This window comes from Chloroflexota bacterium, from assembly GCA_020161265.1.
GTDB lineage: Bacteria > Chloroflexota > Chloroflexia > Chloroflexales > Herpetosiphonaceae > Herpetosiphon.
The window spans coordinates 180289-197121 of the sequence record JAIUOC010000009.1; the positions used below are offsets into that span (position 1 = coordinate 180289).

At 49.7% G+C, this 16833-nt stretch carries 14 protein-coding genes; 11 read left to right on the forward strand and 3 right to left on the reverse strand.

The window, feature by feature from the left end; genetic code table 11:
- Positions 1-89 precede the first annotated feature (89 nt).
- Positions 90-989: an alpha/beta hydrolase gene (locus LCH85_20240; protein MCA0354328.1), complete on the forward strand. Its 900-nt coding sequence runs from the start codon at positions 90-92 to the stop codon at positions 987-989.
- 8 nt (positions 990-997) lie between these two features.
- Here the strand turns inward: LCH85_20240 and LCH85_20245 are convergent, their stop codons facing one another.
- A complete protein-coding gene (locus tag LCH85_20245) occupies positions 998-3139 on the reverse strand; it encodes an AAA family ATPase (GenBank protein ID MCA0354329.1) in 2142 nt (713 codons plus the stop codon).
- 142 nt (positions 3140-3281) lie between these two features.
- Here LCH85_20245 and LCH85_20250 point away from each other — a divergent pair, with 142 nt between their 5' ends.
- Both LCH85_20250 and LCH85_20255 read left to right on the forward strand, forming a co-directional pair.
- Positions 3282-3749, forward strand: coding sequence for a peroxiredoxin (locus LCH85_20250; GenBank protein ID MCA0354330.1), 468 nt, complete (start codon positions 3282-3284; stop codon positions 3747-3749).
- A 22-nt stretch (positions 3750-3771) separates the two neighbouring features.
- Positions 3772-4239: a peroxiredoxin gene (locus tag LCH85_20255; GenBank protein MCA0354331.1), complete on the forward strand. Its 468-nt coding sequence runs from the start codon at positions 3772-3774 to the stop codon at positions 4237-4239.
- Positions 4240-4532: 293 nt separating this feature from the next.
- Here the strand turns inward: LCH85_20255 and LCH85_20260 are convergent, their stop codons facing one another.
- Positions 4533-5159, reverse strand: a complete 627-nt coding sequence (locus LCH85_20260; protein ID MCA0354332.1) for a response regulator transcription factor — start codon at positions 5157-5159, stop codon at positions 4533-4535.
- Positions 5160-5387: 228 nt separating this feature from the next.
- On the opposite strand from LCH85_20260, the gene LCH85_20265 reads away from it, so the two are divergent.
- From LCH85_20265 to LCH85_20300, 8 genes are all read left to right on the forward strand, one after another.
- Complete coding sequence (locus tag LCH85_20265) at positions 5388-6449, forward strand: rod shape-determining protein (GenBank protein ID MCA0354333.1); 1062 nt, start codon at positions 5388-5390, stop codon at positions 6447-6449.
- 2 nt (positions 6450-6451) lie between these two features.
- Positions 6452-7342 (forward strand): rod shape-determining protein MreC, encoded by an 891-nt coding sequence (mreC, locus tag LCH85_20270; GenBank protein MCA0354334.1) that lies wholly within the window; start codon positions 6452-6454, stop codon positions 7340-7342.
- Complete coding sequence (gene mreD / locus LCH85_20275) at positions 7318-7827, forward strand: rod shape-determining protein MreD (GenBank protein ID MCA0354335.1); 510 nt, start codon at positions 7318-7320, stop codon at positions 7825-7827. The genes mreC and mreD overlap by 25 nt, the downstream gene beginning before the upstream one ends.
- 23 nt (positions 7828-7850) lie before the next feature.
- A complete protein-coding gene (locus tag LCH85_20280) occupies positions 7851-10103 on the forward strand; it encodes a peptidoglycan glycosyltransferase (protein ID MCA0354336.1) in 2253 nt (750 codons plus the stop codon).
- An 11-nt stretch (positions 10104-10114) separates the two neighbouring features.
- Positions 10115-10894, forward strand: coding sequence for a carbon-nitrogen family hydrolase (locus LCH85_20285; protein ID MCA0354337.1), 780 nt, complete (start codon positions 10115-10117; stop codon positions 10892-10894).
- 572 nt (positions 10895-11466) lie between these two features.
- Complete coding sequence (locus tag LCH85_20290) at positions 11467-12063, forward strand: ATP-dependent Clp protease proteolytic subunit (protein MCA0354338.1); 597 nt, start codon at positions 11467-11469, stop codon at positions 12061-12063.
- Between the two features lie 64 nt (positions 12064-12127).
- Positions 12128-13426: an ATP-dependent Clp protease ATP-binding subunit ClpX gene (gene clpX, locus LCH85_20295; GenBank protein MCA0354339.1), complete on the forward strand. Its 1299-nt coding sequence runs from the start codon at positions 12128-12130 to the stop codon at positions 13424-13426.
- A gap of 143 nt (positions 13427-13569) precedes the next feature.
- Positions 13570-14427 (forward strand): SDR family oxidoreductase, encoded by an 858-nt coding sequence (locus LCH85_20300; GenBank protein MCA0354340.1) that lies wholly within the window; start codon positions 13570-13572, stop codon positions 14425-14427.
- 164 nt (positions 14428-14591) lie between these two features.
- Here the strand turns inward: LCH85_20300 and LCH85_20305 are convergent, their stop codons facing one another.
- On the reverse strand, positions 14592-16766 hold the full coding sequence (locus tag LCH85_20305) for a fused MFS/spermidine synthase (protein ID MCA0354341.1): 2175 nt from the start codon (positions 16764-16766) through the stop codon (positions 14592-14594).
- Positions 16767-16833 lie beyond the last annotated feature (67 nt).

A 16833-nucleotide genomic window follows, 5' to 3' on the forward strand; every position in this document is an offset into this window, starting at 1 on the left:
AACTTGTCAAGTTGCTTTAGTGATCTGAATCGTATTCTGGTGCTAAAATAGCTCCTGATTAATCGATTTATGCGGAAGGGTGGCTTCCAATGACAACCACACCAACTCGCGAACAACATATCAAAAAAGCCCAACGTTTTGCCAATGCCCAGCGTTTAGTGAGCCTAATTCAGCGATTTTTCTACCGTTTCAAACGCTCAGTTGGCCGCCAAGAGCTATCGATTCCAACTGAATTTGGCAAGGTTCGGGTGCTCGGCTATGGCTTAGAAAATCCCAAACCAAGCCCAATTCTATTCGATTTGCATGGTGGTGGCTTTATTTTGGGCAGTGCCGATATGGACGAAGCCATGAATTTGCAATTTCAACAGCAAGTTGGCTGCAAAGTGATCAGCATCGACTATGCCAAAGCGCCTAAATTTCCCTATCCCACGGCGGTTAATCAGGTGTATGCGGTGGTCAAACATTTTTATGAAAACGCTGAGCGCTACGCAATTGCTCGCAATCTGATGGCGATTGGTGGGCATAGCGCTGGTGGTAATTTAAGCGCTGTAACATGCCTCAAAGCCAAGCACGAAGGCCAATTCCAATTTGTCTGCCAAGTGCTCGATTATCCACCGTTGGATCTTGCGACCAGCCCGTTTGCTAAGCCTAATCCCAAGGGCGCAATTCCGCCGCAGATGGCGGCAATGTTCGATGATTGCTATCGCGAAACCAGCCAAGCCAAGCATCCATATGTTTCGCCTGTGTATGCTGAGCCAGCCGATTTAGTGGGCTTGCCGCCAGCGTTGTTTATTCTGGCGGGCCGCGATTCGCTGCACGATGAGGCTTTGCGCTATGAGCAAATGCTCAAAAACGCTGGAGTTGCCACCGAATGCCACGATTACCCTGAGGCAGCCCATGGCTTTACTTACAAAGCCTCAGCCGATACAACTGCCGCAATCGCCAAGATGGTGGCATTTTTGCAAACATATCTCGCCGCAAAACACTAGGTAGACTGCTATTGATAACTTGCCGCTAACTGAAGGCTAGCTTGGGCTGCGCCCTCAAAATCGCCAAGTAGCTCAAAGGCTTGCCGCGCTGCATTAAAACTAGCACGAGCCGCGACCAAATCGCCTTGCAGCACCCATGCCCTTCCCAAACCAAGTTGGCGCAATGGCGTTGGCTCTAAGGTTAAGGCTCGTTGATACAGCACCACTGCTTCTGAGCCAGCTGCCATAATCAAGGCATGGTAGCCCGCCATTTCGGCATAACGAGCGGCTTCGTGGGCTTTGCCAGCCGCTTCGTAATGGCTAGCTAATTGCACAGCCACCATTGGCAACATGCCCGCATAGCTCTCGGCCAAGGCTTCAGCAGCCCGCCGATGAAATACTTGGCGACGAGCAGGACTCAGCTGCTGCTGCCAAACTTCGCCAATCAAGGGATGGGCAATTTGATATTGGCCCGCTTGCTCAGCCAAAATACCCTGCTGCAATAACAGATCAAGCATATCAAGCGCTTGATCTTCGGCGCAATGGCTGACCTGTTGCAGCAATTCGAGGGTGCTGTTGATGCCCAAAATCATGGCGGCAGAAAGCAAGGCTTGGGCGGCGTTCGGTAAGTTGATTAAACGCAAGCCAACGACATCGGCCAGCGAGCTAGGAATTTGTTCGCTTGGCGCATGCAATAGTTCTTGCAAAAAATAAGGGTTGCCGCGACTACGCCGATACAGTTGGGCACTGCGCTGCTGATCGCCGCCCTGTTGGAGCACCAATTGTTCGCTTTCGAGCGGGCTAAGTGGTTGTAATTCATGGCGCTGGGCGATATGGTTGCGCTGCCAATGCCAGATTAAGTTTGCCAATTCCCCTTGTACTTGGTTAGCTCGATAGGTCAAAATGATCAGCGCAGATTTGAATTGCAAGCGCTCGGCGGCATAGCCCAGCCATCCCAGCGAAAGTTGGTCGGCCCAGTGCGCATCATCAAGCACCAATACCAACGGCTGATCAGCAAAGAGCATTAATACTTGTAACATAGCCTCGAAGATCCGGCGGCGTTCTTCGGCAGGCGTAGCATTACTCAGCGGCGGAATAATCTCGCGCTGTTTGAAATCGGGAATCAAGCGAGCTAATTCGCTCTGCCAGTAGGGTGATAGCGGCGATTGTGCGCCAAATAGCCAATCGAACAACGCCGTTTGGTCAGTCCAAGCTAAAAAGGGCGCAAATGGCAGCAATTGAGTAATTTCTAGCCCACGTGCAACCACAACCTGATGTTCCTCGCGAATGTGGCCTAGCCAAGTTTGCCATAAACTGGTTTTGCCAATGCCCAACTCGCCTGTGAGCAACACAACTTGCACTTGGCCTTGCAAACTACGTTGCCAAGCAGCATGCAACAAGCCATAATCCGGCTCGCGGCCAATTAATTTGCTGGTATTGCGCGGGGTTGGCAAGCGCGGCGGTTGAATGATCGGAGTTGTGGGCGTACCGAGAATTTGCAGACGTAAGGCTTGGGTGGCGGCGGCTGGCTCTAAGCCAAGTTGTTGCTCAAGCTGATGTTGAAAATTGGTGTAGTGTTGCAAGGCATTAGCCCGTTGATCAAGCGCCAAATAAGCCTGAATCGCCGCTTGCACGAATGGCTCGTGCAAGGAATCAATGCTCAAACCATAATTGGCAAGTTGCAGTTTTTGCTGCTGATCGTTGGTCGTTTGCAAGGCTTGCTCAAGCAGTTGTAGATAGTGTTGATGCAGCCGATTGCGCTCCTGCAACAACCACAATTCAAACTCAGGCGCATCGCGTAAGTTTAGGCCATCGAGCAACGGGCCATGATAACAATTAAGCAAGGTTGGCAGATCAGGCTGATCCAATTGCCACAGCGCCTGTAAATCATTCCAGACCGCACTCCCCAAACTCAGCCGATCATCGTGGCTAAAGATGCAGCCCTCGCCGAGCTGTTGGCGCAACTGCCAAAGACAATTGCTCAGGTTCTTCCGCGCAGCACCACTGCTACTTTCAGCCCAGAGCAAGCCTAAAATTCGCTCACGCGGTTGCGGTTGATTGTGACATGCCAAATAGGCCAACAGCGCCATAGCCTTGGCATTGGTCACATGGATTGCCGTTTGGTTGTAAACAATTTGGGGCTGCCCCAAAAAATAGCAGCGTAGCTCCATCGCCAATTCCCAACCCAAAGTCAACTAGGCAACCATTTTAAACCAAAATCACCAAATGCCGGAATCGATTTGGGAAACCAAACGGGAAAGCCGCCAGCGATAATCAAACCAGCAAACAAGATTTAGTGCTGGAGCAAGACCCATGACAACCACAACCACTGGCAAACTTCAAGTTGGCGACCAAGCCCCAAGCTTTCGCTTGCCCAACCAAACTGGAGCACTTGTCGATTTACAAGATTTGCTGGGTAAAAAGCATATTGTGCTGTTTTTCTATCCCAAAGATGATTCGCTCATTTGTGTCGCCGAAGTGTGTGCTTTTCGCGACCAATACGAGGTGTTCAAGCAAGCGGGAGCCGAGGTGATTGGCGTAAGCAGCGATTCAGTTGAGTCGCATCAACAATTTGCCGCCAAACATCGCTTGCCCTTTACCTTGTTGAGCGATGGCGATAGTGCTGTGCGCAAGGCCTATGGCGCAACCACCTTGGGCATTTTTACAGGTCGCGTCACCTACATTATCGATCCACAAGGCACAATTCAGCATATTTTCTCATCACGCTTGAATGCCCAAAAACACATTGACGAATCGTTACGCATTTTGCAACAACATTAATCTTGAACTGGAGCATTAATCAATGACTACTGCAACTACTGGCAAATTAGCCGTTGGCGATCAAGCCCCAACCTTCAGCCTGCCCAACCAAGCGGGCCAACTCGTCGATTTACAGAACCTACTCGGCCACAAGAAAATCGTTTTATTTTTCTATCCCAAGGATCATTCGGCTGGCTGCGTGGCCGAAGTCTGTGCCTTTCGCGACCAATATGAGGTATTCAAGCAAGCCGGAGCCGAAGTGATCGGCATTAGCAGCGATTCGGTCGAGTCGCACGAGCAGTTTGCCGCCAATCATCGGCTGCCTTTTACCTTGTTGAGCGATCGCGAAGGGGCGGTACGTAAACTCTATGGTGCAACCACTTTGGGCATTTTGGCAGGCCGTGTCACCTACATCATCGATCAAAAAGGCTCAATTCAGCATATTTTTTCATCGTTGCTGAATGCCAACAAACATATCAGCGAAGCCCTACGCATCATCAAAGAAGCTTAAGTTTACATACAAGCAGTTTTTAACCACGAAGAACACCAAGCGCACAAAGGCCGATTCTGTGGTACTAATCGATTGGCTGGCACTTCAGCCAACCTAGCATTGGCGTTCTTCGCGGTTCCAAGGATACGATTTTCAACCACGAAGAACACGAAGCACACAAAGGTTGATTCTGTGGTGCTAATCGATTGGCTGGAACTTCAGCCATGCCAACTCTTTGAATCGCTGCGTTAAAACTTAATTTGTTCTATGTGATTAACTTCCTTCATCCTTCATCCCTCATCCTTCATCCTTGCTCATGTGAGGCTGATCAATTTTTGGCGCACGGCAATACTAACGGCCTCGGTGCGATTGGTCGCACCAAGCTTGCCCAAGATATTTTGCACATGCACTTTAACGGTGCGCAAAGCAATATCCAACTCAAGCGCAATTTCGCCGTTGGAGCGGCCACGCCCTAGCAGGTGCAGCACTTCTAATTCGCGTGGGGTTAACGATTCAGGTTGGGGATTGCTCACGCCAGCCACCAGTTTGGCGGCAATATCCGGCGCAAGGTGGGTGCTGCCCTTGGCAACCGCCTGAATCGCCGAAACCAATTCATCTGCCGAAGCATCCTTTAATAGATAGCCCTTGGCCCCGGCTCGCAAGGCGGCCCAAATAAACTCATCAGTTGCATAGGTGGTGAGCACCAGCACTTTAGCCTGGGGCCAGCGCTGACAGAGCTGACCAATCGCGGTGGGGCCATCCATCACGGGCATTTGTAAATCCATCAAAACGACATCGGGTAGTTCTTGGGCATACAGATCGAGGGCTGCCTGACCGTTAGCAGCCTCGCCCACAATCTCAATCGTTGTTTCATCCTCTAAAACAGCAATTAAGCCTTCGCGAACAATCCGTTGATCTTCAACAATTGCAACTCGAATCATGGCAACATCCTCGGTGATGGCGGTTTTAGCGCCTTGCTATCAGCTAGCTATCAGCTTAACACGGGTCTCGCTTGACGCGATTATGCTATAATGGCGCGTATACGAGGGCCAAAAGCCCTTCTTTTTTGGATAAAAAACCCGCTTGCGGGGCTGTGGCTCCGGCCTGCACCTTGACTTCTTACCAATCATCCACGCGAGCGCTGCAGCAGAAAGATCATCGCACCATATATGTTTAGATCATTTTTTCGCTCATTTAGCCGCGATATTGGCATGGACTTAGGCACTGCCAATACTTTAGTCTATTTACGCGGCAAAGGCATTGTTATTTCTGAGCCATCGGTGGTGGCTATTGATAAACGCACTGGAATTCCCCAAGCTTTTGGCGCTGCGGCCAAGGCCATGGTTGGGAAAACCCCTGCCAATATTGTAGCAGTCCGCCCGCTCCGCGATGGCGTGATTGCCGATTTTGATGTTGTCGAAAAGATGATGAAGTATTTTTTCGACCAAGCCCATAAACATGTTGGCGCTAGCATCGCTGGCCGCCCACGGGTGATCGTCGGTGTGCCATCGGGCGTGACCGACGTGGAAAAACGCGCCGCCCGTGATGCCGCAATGAATGCTGGCGCTCGCGAAGCCTATGTGATCGAAGAACCAATGGCGGCGGCTGTTGGTGCAGGCTTGCCTGTGACCGAACCAACTGGCTCAATGGTTGTCGATATTGGTGGTGGTACAACGGAAGTGGCCGTCATCTCGCTGGGCGGGATTGTGATTAACCACTCGTTGCGCACCGCTGGCGACGAAATCGACGAGGCTGTAATTGCTTTTTCGCGGCGTGAATATAACTTGCTGATTGGCGAGCGCATGGCCGAGAAAGCCAAAATTGCCGCTGGCTCAGCCTACCCGCTTGAAGAAGAAATCAAAGTTACCCTGCGTGGCCGCGATTTGCTAACAGGCTTGCCCAAAGCGATTGAAATTAGCAGCATTGAGTTGCGTGAAGGGATCGCTGGCCCAGTTGCCAATATTGTTTCTGAGGTGCGCACGGCCTTGGAAGAAACCCCGCCAGAATTGGTCGCTGATATTATGGAGCATGGCATTACCTTGGCTGGTGGTGGCTCAATGCTGCGTGGCCTTGATCGGCGGATCGCTGCTGAAACCAAAATGCCAGTGCATATCGCCGAAGATCCGTTGTCGTGTGTGGCACGCGGCACAGGCAAAATGATCGAGGAATTTGATAAATACCGTGACACGATTCGGCGTTCGCAGGAATCGCGTCGCATCAAACGTGGGTAGTCATGTTAAGTCGCTCAGGCAACGCCCAACGGGCAACCAAGCTAATTGTTTGGCTGGCATGTTTTGTGGTTGTGCTGTTATTGCTCGATCAACAAGGAATTCTCACGCCGGTTACCGACAATACGGCTCGCGTTTTGACTCCAGTTACCCGCACACTGACGAATATTCGTTTAGCAATTAGCGATACCTTCGGCGGTATTTTTGGCTCGTCGCAGGCCGCCCAAGATTTGGCGGCCTTGCAAGAACGCGTCACCGAACTTGAAAACGAAAATGTCCAATTGCGCAGCGCTGCCGCTGAAAACACAACCTTGCGCCGCACTGCTGGCATGCGCGAACGCTATGGCTGGCGCACAGTCATTGGCAATGTGGTCAGTCGCTCCGCCGATGCTGGCAATCGGGTAATTAGCATCGATCGTGGTACGGTTGATGGTTTGGCCGTGGGCATGCCTGTGGTTTCACACGTCAATGGCAGCCCCGATGCGCTAATTGGCTTGGTCGATACGGTCAGCCAACATAACGCCACAGTTTTGCTCATTACCGATGCGCGTTCGGTAGTGAGCGGCCAGGTGTTATCGCAGGTAACCAGCGAACAAGAAAGCGGCAGCATTAGCCAACCAATGGGCGATGTGCTTGGTCAATGGCAGCTTGGCTCACGCCTGATTATGCGCCATATCGATCGTGACGCTAAATTCAGCGTTGGCGACGATGTGTTGACCGCTGGCATTAGCAAAGCACTGGCCTTCGATGCACCTGCTGCGCGGATTCCGCCCGACGTGCCAATTGGTCGGGTCAGCGCAATTCGCCCCGACGGCCACGGCCAACAAGCCGATATTGAACCATATTTTGATCCTGATGTGGTGCGGACTGTATGGATTATCGTCGGCGAAGATTAAGCGAACGGCTGCGCGGGCAGCTTTGGTTGGCCCTGATCGTTGGATTAACCGTGATTATTCAGACCACCCTATTGCCAACGATCTTTAATGCGCACTTAAATTTGGTGTTGTTGGCGGTGGTTTGTTGGACCTTGCTAGCCGATGCTGCCAAGGGTGCTGCCATCGCCATGTATGGTGGCTTGCTGATTGATGTGGTGGGCTACTCGCCGTTTGGCAGCCATGCCTTGGCTTTATTGCTGGTTACTTGGGTTTGTAGCCTTGCTGCCGAGCGCTTCCCACCCGATACATGGCCAACATCGCTCTTACTAACCATCGGCTTGACCCCGCTGTATCACTTAGTTACCCAAGTGTTTCGCGGTGGCACCGACGATTGGCTGAGTTGGGCGATTGTGGTGCTTGTGCCAGCCATGATTATCAATGCAATTGCGGTTTTGCCAACCTTCCTCGTTTTGCAATGGTGGAACGAGCGCAAAATCCGCCACTAAACTTTATCATCAAGGAGAACCCTATGCGCGGTCGCTTGATCGGCTTACGGGTCGTGAGCTTAATTATTTTTGTGGTCTTGCTCGCACGATTGCAGCAATTGCAATTTGGCAGTAGCGCCGCAACTTCACGCGCTTCAATTGAGCAAAATATTACCCGCCGCGATTATGTTGCCCCTCAACGTGGCGAGATTTTTGCCAGCGATGGCACAACCCTGCTAGCAGCCTCGGTTCCAACCTCGATCTTGGGGATTCAAGCCGAATCGCTGCCGCGCAAACGCGCTGAGCGCAATGCGGTGTATATGCGGCTGAGCATGTTGTTGCCTTTCAGCGATACCTTCACGCTCTCGCCAACCACCAAATTACAAGAAGATCCAGCTTTAGCCGCAGCAATTTATGGCATCTCGCCAATTTTACCTGCCGATACCAACTTCGCCCCAGCGCAATCGATCACGGTGACAGTGCCGATGGGTAAGGCATTGACCGCGCTGCAATTGAGCCAAGCCTACACCGATGTGATTACCCTGCAACCTGGGGTTGAAAAGGTATTAGCCAAAGCCAATCTGCCTGGTTATTTGGTTGTGCCAGTCGCCAAAAATATTCCTGATGATGTGGCCTTGGCGATTCGCGAAAACGCGCTGGCCTTGCCCGGTGTGCGGGTGGTCGATGGCTTCCAGCGCGATTACCCACTGAGCGCCGAAGTCCAATCGCTCTCGCATTTATTAGGCTATATGATTCGGATTAACGATAAGCAACTGGCTCGTTATAATCCCACTAATGATGCTGACGGCCCGCGTCAATATCTCGAAAGCGATTTGATTGGGGTTGATGGGATCGAAAATTATTATGAATCGACCTTGCGCGGCAAACTAGGCACGAATCAAATTTCGGTTGATGTTTGGGATCGGATTGTCGGCGAACCAACAGTGTTACAGCCAATGGAAGATGGCAAAAATCTGATTTTGAATATTGATATGAATTTGCAGCGAGCCAGCGAAGCAATTTTACAAAAATGGCTCGATGTTGCAGATCAACGCCGCGTGCGTTTAGCCAACACGCCGGGCAAAGATCAAGCCAAATATGCCTCATATGATCGCATTAATAAAGGCGTGATTATGGTGATGGATGTCAACACGGGGGCGGTTTTGGCCTCGGTCAGCTTGCCAGCCTATGATAACAACGCCTTTAATCGCGGTGAGGTTGAAGAAATTACCGATTTATTTACCGATGAAGAAAATACGCCATTGCTGCATCGGGCAATTGCTGGTAAATATCCACCTGGCTCGACCTTCAAGCAATTTACTGCTGCCGCAGCCCTAGATAGCGATATCATCAATCCTGGCACGCAGATTCAAGACCCAGGCTTTTTGATTGTGCGCAACGAATATAACGAAGCCTTGACCAACCAATATCCTAACTCCAACCGTCGCGCCAATGGCCTGATCAACGTTTCCGATGCTTTGAAAGTTTCATCGAACGTCTTTTTCAACACGGTTGCTGGCGGTACCGATTATGTTACCAATCTCAAACCAACCGATCCGCAAATCAAAGGCGGTTTGGGGATTGATCGGTTGTATGAGACGGTTTCGGGCGAATTTGGTTTCGATAAATTGACTGGAATCGATTTGCCGGGCGAAGATTCGGGGATTATTCCGAATAAAGAGTGGAAGAAACAGCGCCGCGAACGTTGGGGCGTTGGCGATACCTATATCGCCGCAATTGGTCAGGGCGATGTGCAAGTTACCCCACTGCAATTGCTACGGGCTACCGTCGCCACCGCCAATCGTGGTTCAGTTTATCAACCACAAGTCGTCAAAGCGATCACCGATTTGAACCGCACCGACACGATCACGCTCACCCCAGTGATTGAACACACGATTGAACTTGCCCCAGAGCATTGGGCGATTATTCGCGAAGGCATGCGGCGCTCAGTCCGTGATTCCGATGCCTACAATCGGATCGCCAACGGCAACAACAAACCAGCAGGCGCAATTTTGGCCGATATCGATCGGCTGGATTTGGCAGGCAAAACCGGAACCGCCGAATATGCCGAAGGGCCATATTTGCGTTCGCACTCATGGTTTGTTGGCTTTGCGCCGTTCGATAATCCTAAAGTAGCAATTTTGGCAATGCTCGAAGGCACTGGCGATTTGGGCGACGGCTCGGGGACATTGGCCTTGCCAGCGGTGGTTGATGTGCTACGAGCCTATAATGGCGAGGCCTTTCCCGATATCAATGGTAATTTGCCTGCGCCTGCTGCTGGCAGCACTGGCCAATAGAGGAAAAACCAATGCAGTTAACCGTGGCACTTGCTCAAATCGATTTAGTCTTGGGTGATCGTGAAGCCAATTTAGCGACGATACGCCAAATTGCTGCGCGTGCCGAGATGGCGGGCGCAGATCTATTGGTGCTGCCAGAGTTATGGGGCACTGGCTATCTGCTTGAGCAAGCTCACAAGCTGAGCGATGCGCTGGGCAAGGGCTTGTTTGAAGAAGTCGCGGTTTTAGCAGCCCGCCATCATTTGGCGATTGTTGGCTCACTGCTTGAGCGTGATGGCGAACAAGTTTATAACACGGCCACGCTGTATGATGCACAGGGCAAACGGTTGCATAGCTATCGCAAAACCCATCTGATTGGCTTAATGCAAGAAGATCGCTATCTGGGTGCTGGCCAGCAAGCCGAAGTTTTTGAAACTGCTTGGGGCACAAGTGCATGCGCCATTTGTTACGATTTGCGCTTTCCTGAGTTGTTTCGGCGTTACGCCTTGGCTGGCGCAGGAGTCATAATTATTCCGGCTGAATGGCCAACCGCACGAATTGAGCATTGGCGAACCTTGCTGCGAGCGCGGGCTATCGAAAACCAAGCTGTGGTCATCGCCTGCAATCGGGTTGGCAGCGACCGTGCTAATCAATTTGGTGGCCATTCAGTGGTGATTGATCCTTGGGGCAATATCTTGGTTGAGGGCGATGATCAAGCTAGCCTATTGACTGCAAGCATTGATCTCGACAGCATTGCCAAAGCCCGCGACTTCCTGCCAGTCTTCCGTGATCGGCGGGTTGAATTGTACTAAAACGAGGGGGAGGGATCAGGGGCTAGAGTTCAGGGGTCAGATTTTGATCCACGAAGGACACGAAGAGCACAAAAACCGAAACCGCGAAGGGCGCAAAGCACGCGAAGGACGTTTTTGGCCACGAATTGCACGAATTGAACGAATGATTATTTTAGCCACAGATTCCACAGATTTGTTTGATTCTTGTTCCCATAGCCAAAAGCCTTCAGCCAATAGCCATGGGTTCTCTGCGCCTCTGCGTTAAGCTCTCTATGCTCTATGTTCTATGCTCTATGTTCTTTTTGGCTTTCCCTCATCCCTCATAATTCATCCTTCATCCTTCCAACGGGTGGTTGCGTAGTTCCCCTGAATGGTGGATAATCAACCAGCAGAATGGTGGCATCGACAAGTGTTGGAATCGTGTTAACATTGTGATGCAATGGAATGGCCCTCTGCCATGCGCGAGGTTTTTCGGGTAGACTAGAAGCATCGACCGAAGTGCGCCGATGCGCACCGTTGCAAGGAGGCTTGCTATGTCCTGGTTTCAATGGCTCTCACCTGCTCACGACATTGTGGCAGCGAAATCGCCCTCGATGGTTGTTCCCTACGTTGTAGAAACAAGCAGCCGTGGCGAACGAGTTTATGACATCTACTCACGTTTGCTCAAAGAGCGGATCATCATTCTCGGTACGCCGATTGATTCGCAAATTGCGAATGTGTTGGTGGCTCAATTATTGTTCTTGCAACACGATGACCCCGATCGCGATATTTCAATCTATATCAACAGCCCAGGCGGCGAAGTGAACGCTGGCCTTGCGATCTATGATACGATGCAGATGGTTTCGCCCGATATTGCGACCTGGTGTGTTGGTTTTGCTGGCAGTATGGCTACGCCAGTTCTGGCTGGTGGCACCAAAGGCAAGCGCTATTCCTTGCCTAATTCAACCATCCACATGCACCCAGCTGGTGGTGGTGCTCGCGGCTATGCGCCTGATGTCGAAATTCAAATTAAAGAATTGTTGCGCTTGCAAAATATTGTGCGTGGCTTGCTATCGAAAGATACTGGTCAGCCAATCGAACGCATCGCCCGCGACTTCGACCGCGATTTGTTTATGACACCAGAACAAGCTAAAGAATATGGTATCATTGACGAAATTACGACCCACATTGAAGCTGGGCAACAAGATTAATTGAGCAACAAGGATGATGACGCGAGCAACGAAGCTCGCGTCGTCACCAATGGGAGCAATTCCAATGGCGCAATCCGCCTTTATGCCACCGACCTATTACTGCTCGTTTTGCGGGCGGAACCAAGATGAAGTCGATCGCTTGGTTTCAGGTCCGGGGGCATTGTTTATTTGCAACGAATGCATTGAGCTGTTAAGCGCAATTATTGCTAACGAGGAGCGTAAAGATGCTCCAAATGCCCCAACCCTACCACCAACGCTGCCGATTCCGCACGCCATTCGCGATCATCTCGATGAATATGTGATTGGCCAAGATCGGGCGAAAAAGGTGATGGCGGTGGCGGTGTACAACCACTACAAGCGCTTGCGTGCCCAAGCTCAAGGCGATACCGATGTCGAAATTCAAAAGAGCAATATTTTGTTAGTTGGGCCAACTGGCTCAGGCAAAACGCTGCTAGCCCAAACCCTAGCACGCATGCTTGATGTGCCATTTGCCATCGCTGATGCCACTGCATTAACCGAGGCTGGTTATGTTGGCGAAGATGTCGAGACGATTCTGCTGCGCCTAATTCAGGCCGCCGATGGCGACGTTGAGCGTGCTCAAATGGGCATTTTGTATATCGACGAAATCGATAAAATCGCCCGCAAAGCCGATAATCCATCGATCACGCGCGATGTTTCGGGCGAAGGCGTGCAACAAGCTTTGCTGAAAATCCTTGAGGGTGGGGTGGTCAATGTGCCGCCAATGCCAGGCCGCAAGCATCCTCAGCAAGAATTTATTCCCTTTGATACCACCAATGTGCTGTTTATTTGTGGTGGGGCGTTCGAAGGCTTAGAACACCATATCGCTCAACGTTTGGGTAGTGGCGGCACCTTAGGCTTTGGCAAGGCGATTGTTAAAGAAGAGCGGATCGAACGTTCCAAGAAATTGTTATCGCTGGTTAACCCCGATGATTTGCTGCACTTTGGCTTTATTCCTGAGTTTATCGGGCGCATGCCCGTCGTTGCTGCGCTCACACCACTCGATAAAGATGCCATGATGCGGATTTTGACCGAGCCACGCAACGCAATCATCAAGCAATATCAAAAAATGTTGGCGCTTGATCATGTGCAACTCGAAGTCAGTGGCGATGCCATGGAAGCAATTGTTGAGCGAGCATTGGCTGGCAAAACAGGCGCTCGTGGTTTGCGCACTGCCGTCGAGGAAATTTTGCTCGATGTGATGTTTGATTTGCCGTCGGAAACCGATGTGGTGCGCTGCGTGATCACTGCTGAAACTGTGCGTGATGGTGCAATGCCAACCCTGATTCGGCGAACAAGCACCCGCAGCCGAGCTGGCAAACAACCAACCACCAAAGCTAGTTAAACGCTATTTTGATGTCATGATGCCTCGTTCTCGTTGAGAGCGGGGCATTTTGTTTTAGCGTTTGTTGCCATGGCTTGACACACTGCGTAAATCGCGGCATCCTGCTAGTAGCACATGTACTTTGTGGCTTTTATGGAGGCACTATGAAAGGTAAAGTTTGTTTGGTCACCGGGGCAACGGGTGGTATCGGCAAGGTAACAGCCTTAGAACTGGCGCGTCAAGGTGCGACGGTCGTGATTATTGGGCGGCATCCATTGCGCACCGAAGGCGTTACCGAGATGATCAAACGCGAGACTGGCAATCCCAATGTTAGCTATATTTTGGCCGATTTATCCAAGCAAGCTGAGGTACGACGGGCTGCCGCTGAATTTTTGAGCAAGCATAATCAATTACATATTTTGGTCAATAATGCTGGAGCATTTTATAGCTCGCGCCAAGAAAGCGCCGATGGCATCGAATTAACCATGGCGCTCAATCATTTGGCCTATTTTCTATTAACCGATTTACTGTTAGATACGATCAAAGCTAGCGCTCCAGCGCGAATTATCAATGTCTCATCCGAGGCCCATCGAATGGGCGCGATGGATTTCAACGATCTTGAAGGCAAGCGCAAATGGGGCGGCTGGCGCATGTATGGTCGTTCCAAATTGGCCAATATTCTGTTTACCAAAGAGCTAGCACGACGTTTGGCAGGCACCGATGTCACGGTCAACTGCTTGCATCCAGGTGTGGTTTCAACGGGCTTTGCTGCCAACAACGGCTTCTTTGGTATTGCCATGCGCAAGTTGATGGATCTTGGTTCGATCAGCGCCGAAAAAGGTGCCGAAACCACCTTGTACCTCGCGACATCGCACGAAGTTGAGCATCTCACGGGCTTGTATTTCGATAAAAAGAAACCGCGTGAATCCAGCCCAGCTTCGCATGATCAAGCTGCCGCTGAAAAGCTCTGGGAGTGGAGCGAAGCCAAAGTTAAGCAAATTAACGAGCAACAAGCAGCGTAAAAAGAGAACATAGAGCAAAGAACATCGAACATACCACTATTAACCGCGAAGAACCCGAAGGCCACAAAGGGGAATAATAGCATCCTTCGTGCCCTTCGCGTCCTTCGCGGTTTCGTCCTTCGTGCCCTTCGTGCTCTTCGTGGATCAAAATCTATCGTGGTTCATTACTGCCACGCATACAACGTGGTAATAATGCTTGAATAATCGTCAGTCCATAAACGATCGTTAGGAAGATTTTGTAAGGCTTGCCATTGATATTGATCGATAAATTGTTGATATAAGGCTTGATTCTTGGTAAAAACCACCCACTTGGTACTAATATTGCCCTCTTCGAGCACTGATTGGTCGGTGTTATATTCATGAACTAAAGCCAATAAACCAAGCTCTGCCGCTAAATCATGTAAAACTGGCTCTAAATTGAGATAGCGATTTGAAATATGAAAAGCGATAATTCCATCGGGTTTAACCTTGCTCAGATATAATTCAATTGCCTCAACCGTGATTAGGTGGGTTGGAATTGCATCGGAGCTATAGGCATCCATCATCAACAAATCAAATGGCTGAGTTTCATAGGCTAAAGAAATTCGGGCATCGCCCACAATCACTGGTGCTTGCGGCGTGCATTGGCTCAGAAAACTGAAAAATCGCTGGTTTTGGGCAATCTCAATCACCACAGGATCAATTTCAAAATAGCGCCAAGTATCTTGCGGTTTGGCATAACAAGCGGTTGCCCCACTACCCAAACCAACAACTCCAATCGTTTTTGTGGCTGGTTGTTGATTTACAATTTGAAAAATCTCGTTCAGCGGCCCATTCAAACTATAATAGGTCAATGGGCGTTTGCTTAACGCTGGATCAAGAAATTGCATGCCATGCAGGGTAGTTCCATGCATCAATAAATGCAAACGATTGGCTGAATTAACGACCCGATTGACTCCAAAAAAGCTGCGTTCTTGATAAATAACGGTCGACTGACTAAAACCAATGATTGAGACAACACTAAAAAATCCACCAAGGCTCAAACCAAACGCTAAAGGATTACGCGATTGGGTATAGGCAACCAGCATTGCCACCGAAAATAAGATTGCATAGCCAACCGATTGACCATGATAATCAAAGGCCTTAATCCCCAAAACTAACCCGATACTTAATAAAACCATCAATCCAGGTACACGCAATAATTTAAGCCATTCTTGACGATTCGTGGGCTTAGGTTTGCGCCATGGCGCAAGCATCAGCGCCAAACATAACATCAATGGATATTCCCAAACTGCATCGAAGATTAACGGTGCAATTAAACCATTGAAGATACCACCAATTACACCACCCAACGACATTAAGAGATAGAATTCGGTTAATTTTTGTGGTTCAGGTCGATCATCAGCTAGTTGTTGATGTAAGACCATCGTGACTACAAATAAGCTCAGCAAGTGCAAAATCAAAAGCAATAGAATTGGGCTATTGGCTTCGGAAATCATCGTTAGAATAATTAACATTACTAGAATTGGCATTAGCCAAATTAATGCTTGTTTTGGAATAATAGCCTTATTGGCAAAAACAAAAATAAATGTCAACAGATATAAAGCCAAGGGAATAACCCATAGCAAAGGCATTGCCACAATATCGGTGGTAATAAACGTTGTAACACTCACTAATAAGCTTGAGGGTACTGCTGACCATGCAATCCATTTGATCCGACGTTGCCAATCAATTGATTGCGTTGGCTGCGTATTTTGGCTTATAACTGCTTGGGGTGCGCGTTGCCAAACCCGTATGCCACAACCAATAAACAACAATACCAACAGCAAATAGCCCCAGCGCCAACTAGAGCTTTGAAGCGCAAGGCTGGTATTTGGCTCGATAATCAACGGATATGATAGAAGTGCCAACATACTGCCAACATTGCTCATCGCATATAACACATAGGGATTACGGTTTTGCTCACTTGTGCCAAACCATGCTTGCAACAATGGGCTACTAGCTGAAACGACAAAAAATGGTAAACCTAAGGCAACTGCAAACAAATTCAACAGCCAAGCAATTGGAAAATCAGTGGTCGGTGCTTGCCAACCAACAGGAATTGCAATCGGCAATACCAACAAAGGCATTAATAATAATCCACAATGAATTAATACTTGTTGGCGTGGCTTGAAATATTTGGTTAGCAAGTGCGAATAGCCATAGCCTAGCAATAGCATGGTTTGATAAAATACGAGTGCTGTATTCCAAACAGATGGCGCACCACCAAGCAATGGTAAAGCCATTCGGGCAAACATCGGCTGAATTACAAATAATAGGCTGGCACTGGTAAAAATGGTTAATGCAAATAATAATGGCATAGATTAATTCCTATTGCTGAGCATGGCGAATCAAACATTGCCGTAATCCAAACTCCAACCAGCCGAT

Excerpts from the sequence above, each read along its gene's own strand:
- LCH85_20240 (MCA0354328.1), top strand. The coding sequence starts at position 90 with ATGACAACCACACCAACTCGCGAACAACATATCAAAAAAGCCCAACGT.
- LCH85_20245 (MCA0354329.1), bottom strand. The coding sequence starts at position 3,139 with ATGGAGCTACGCTGCTATTTTTTGGGGCAGCCCCAAATTGTTTACAAC.
- LCH85_20250 (MCA0354330.1), top strand. The coding sequence starts at position 3,282 with ATGACAACCACAACCACTGGCAAACTTCAAGTTGGCGACCAAGCCCCA.
- LCH85_20255 (MCA0354331.1), top strand. The coding sequence starts at position 3,772 with ATGACTACTGCAACTACTGGCAAATTAGCCGTTGGCGATCAAGCCCCA.
- LCH85_20260 (MCA0354332.1), bottom strand. The coding sequence starts at position 5,159 with ATGATTCGAGTTGCAATTGTTGAAGATCAACGGATTGTTCGCGAAGGC.
- LCH85_20265 (MCA0354333.1), top strand. The coding sequence starts at position 5,388 with ATGTTTAGATCATTTTTTCGCTCATTTAGCCGCGATATTGGCATGGAC.
- mreC (MCA0354334.1), top strand. The coding sequence starts at position 6,452 with ATGTTAAGTCGCTCAGGCAACGCCCAACGGGCAACCAAGCTAATTGTT.
- mreD (MCA0354335.1), top strand. The coding sequence starts at position 7,318 with ATGGATTATCGTCGGCGAAGATTAAGCGAACGGCTGCGCGGGCAGCTT.
- LCH85_20280 (MCA0354336.1), top strand. The coding sequence starts at position 7,851 with ATGCGCGGTCGCTTGATCGGCTTACGGGTCGTGAGCTTAATTATTTTT.
- LCH85_20285 (MCA0354337.1), top strand. The coding sequence starts at position 10,115 with ATGCAGTTAACCGTGGCACTTGCTCAAATCGATTTAGTCTTGGGTGAT.
- LCH85_20290 (MCA0354338.1), top strand. The coding sequence starts at position 11,467 with ATGGTTGTTCCCTACGTTGTAGAAACAAGCAGCCGTGGCGAACGAGTT.
- clpX (MCA0354339.1), top strand. The coding sequence starts at position 12,128 with ATGGCGCAATCCGCCTTTATGCCACCGACCTATTACTGCTCGTTTTGC.
- LCH85_20300 (MCA0354340.1), top strand. The coding sequence starts at position 13,570 with ATGAAAGGTAAAGTTTGTTTGGTCACCGGGGCAACGGGTGGTATCGGC.
- LCH85_20305 (MCA0354341.1), bottom strand. The coding sequence starts at position 16,766 with ATGCCATTATTATTTGCATTAACCATTTTTACCAGTGCCAGCCTATTA.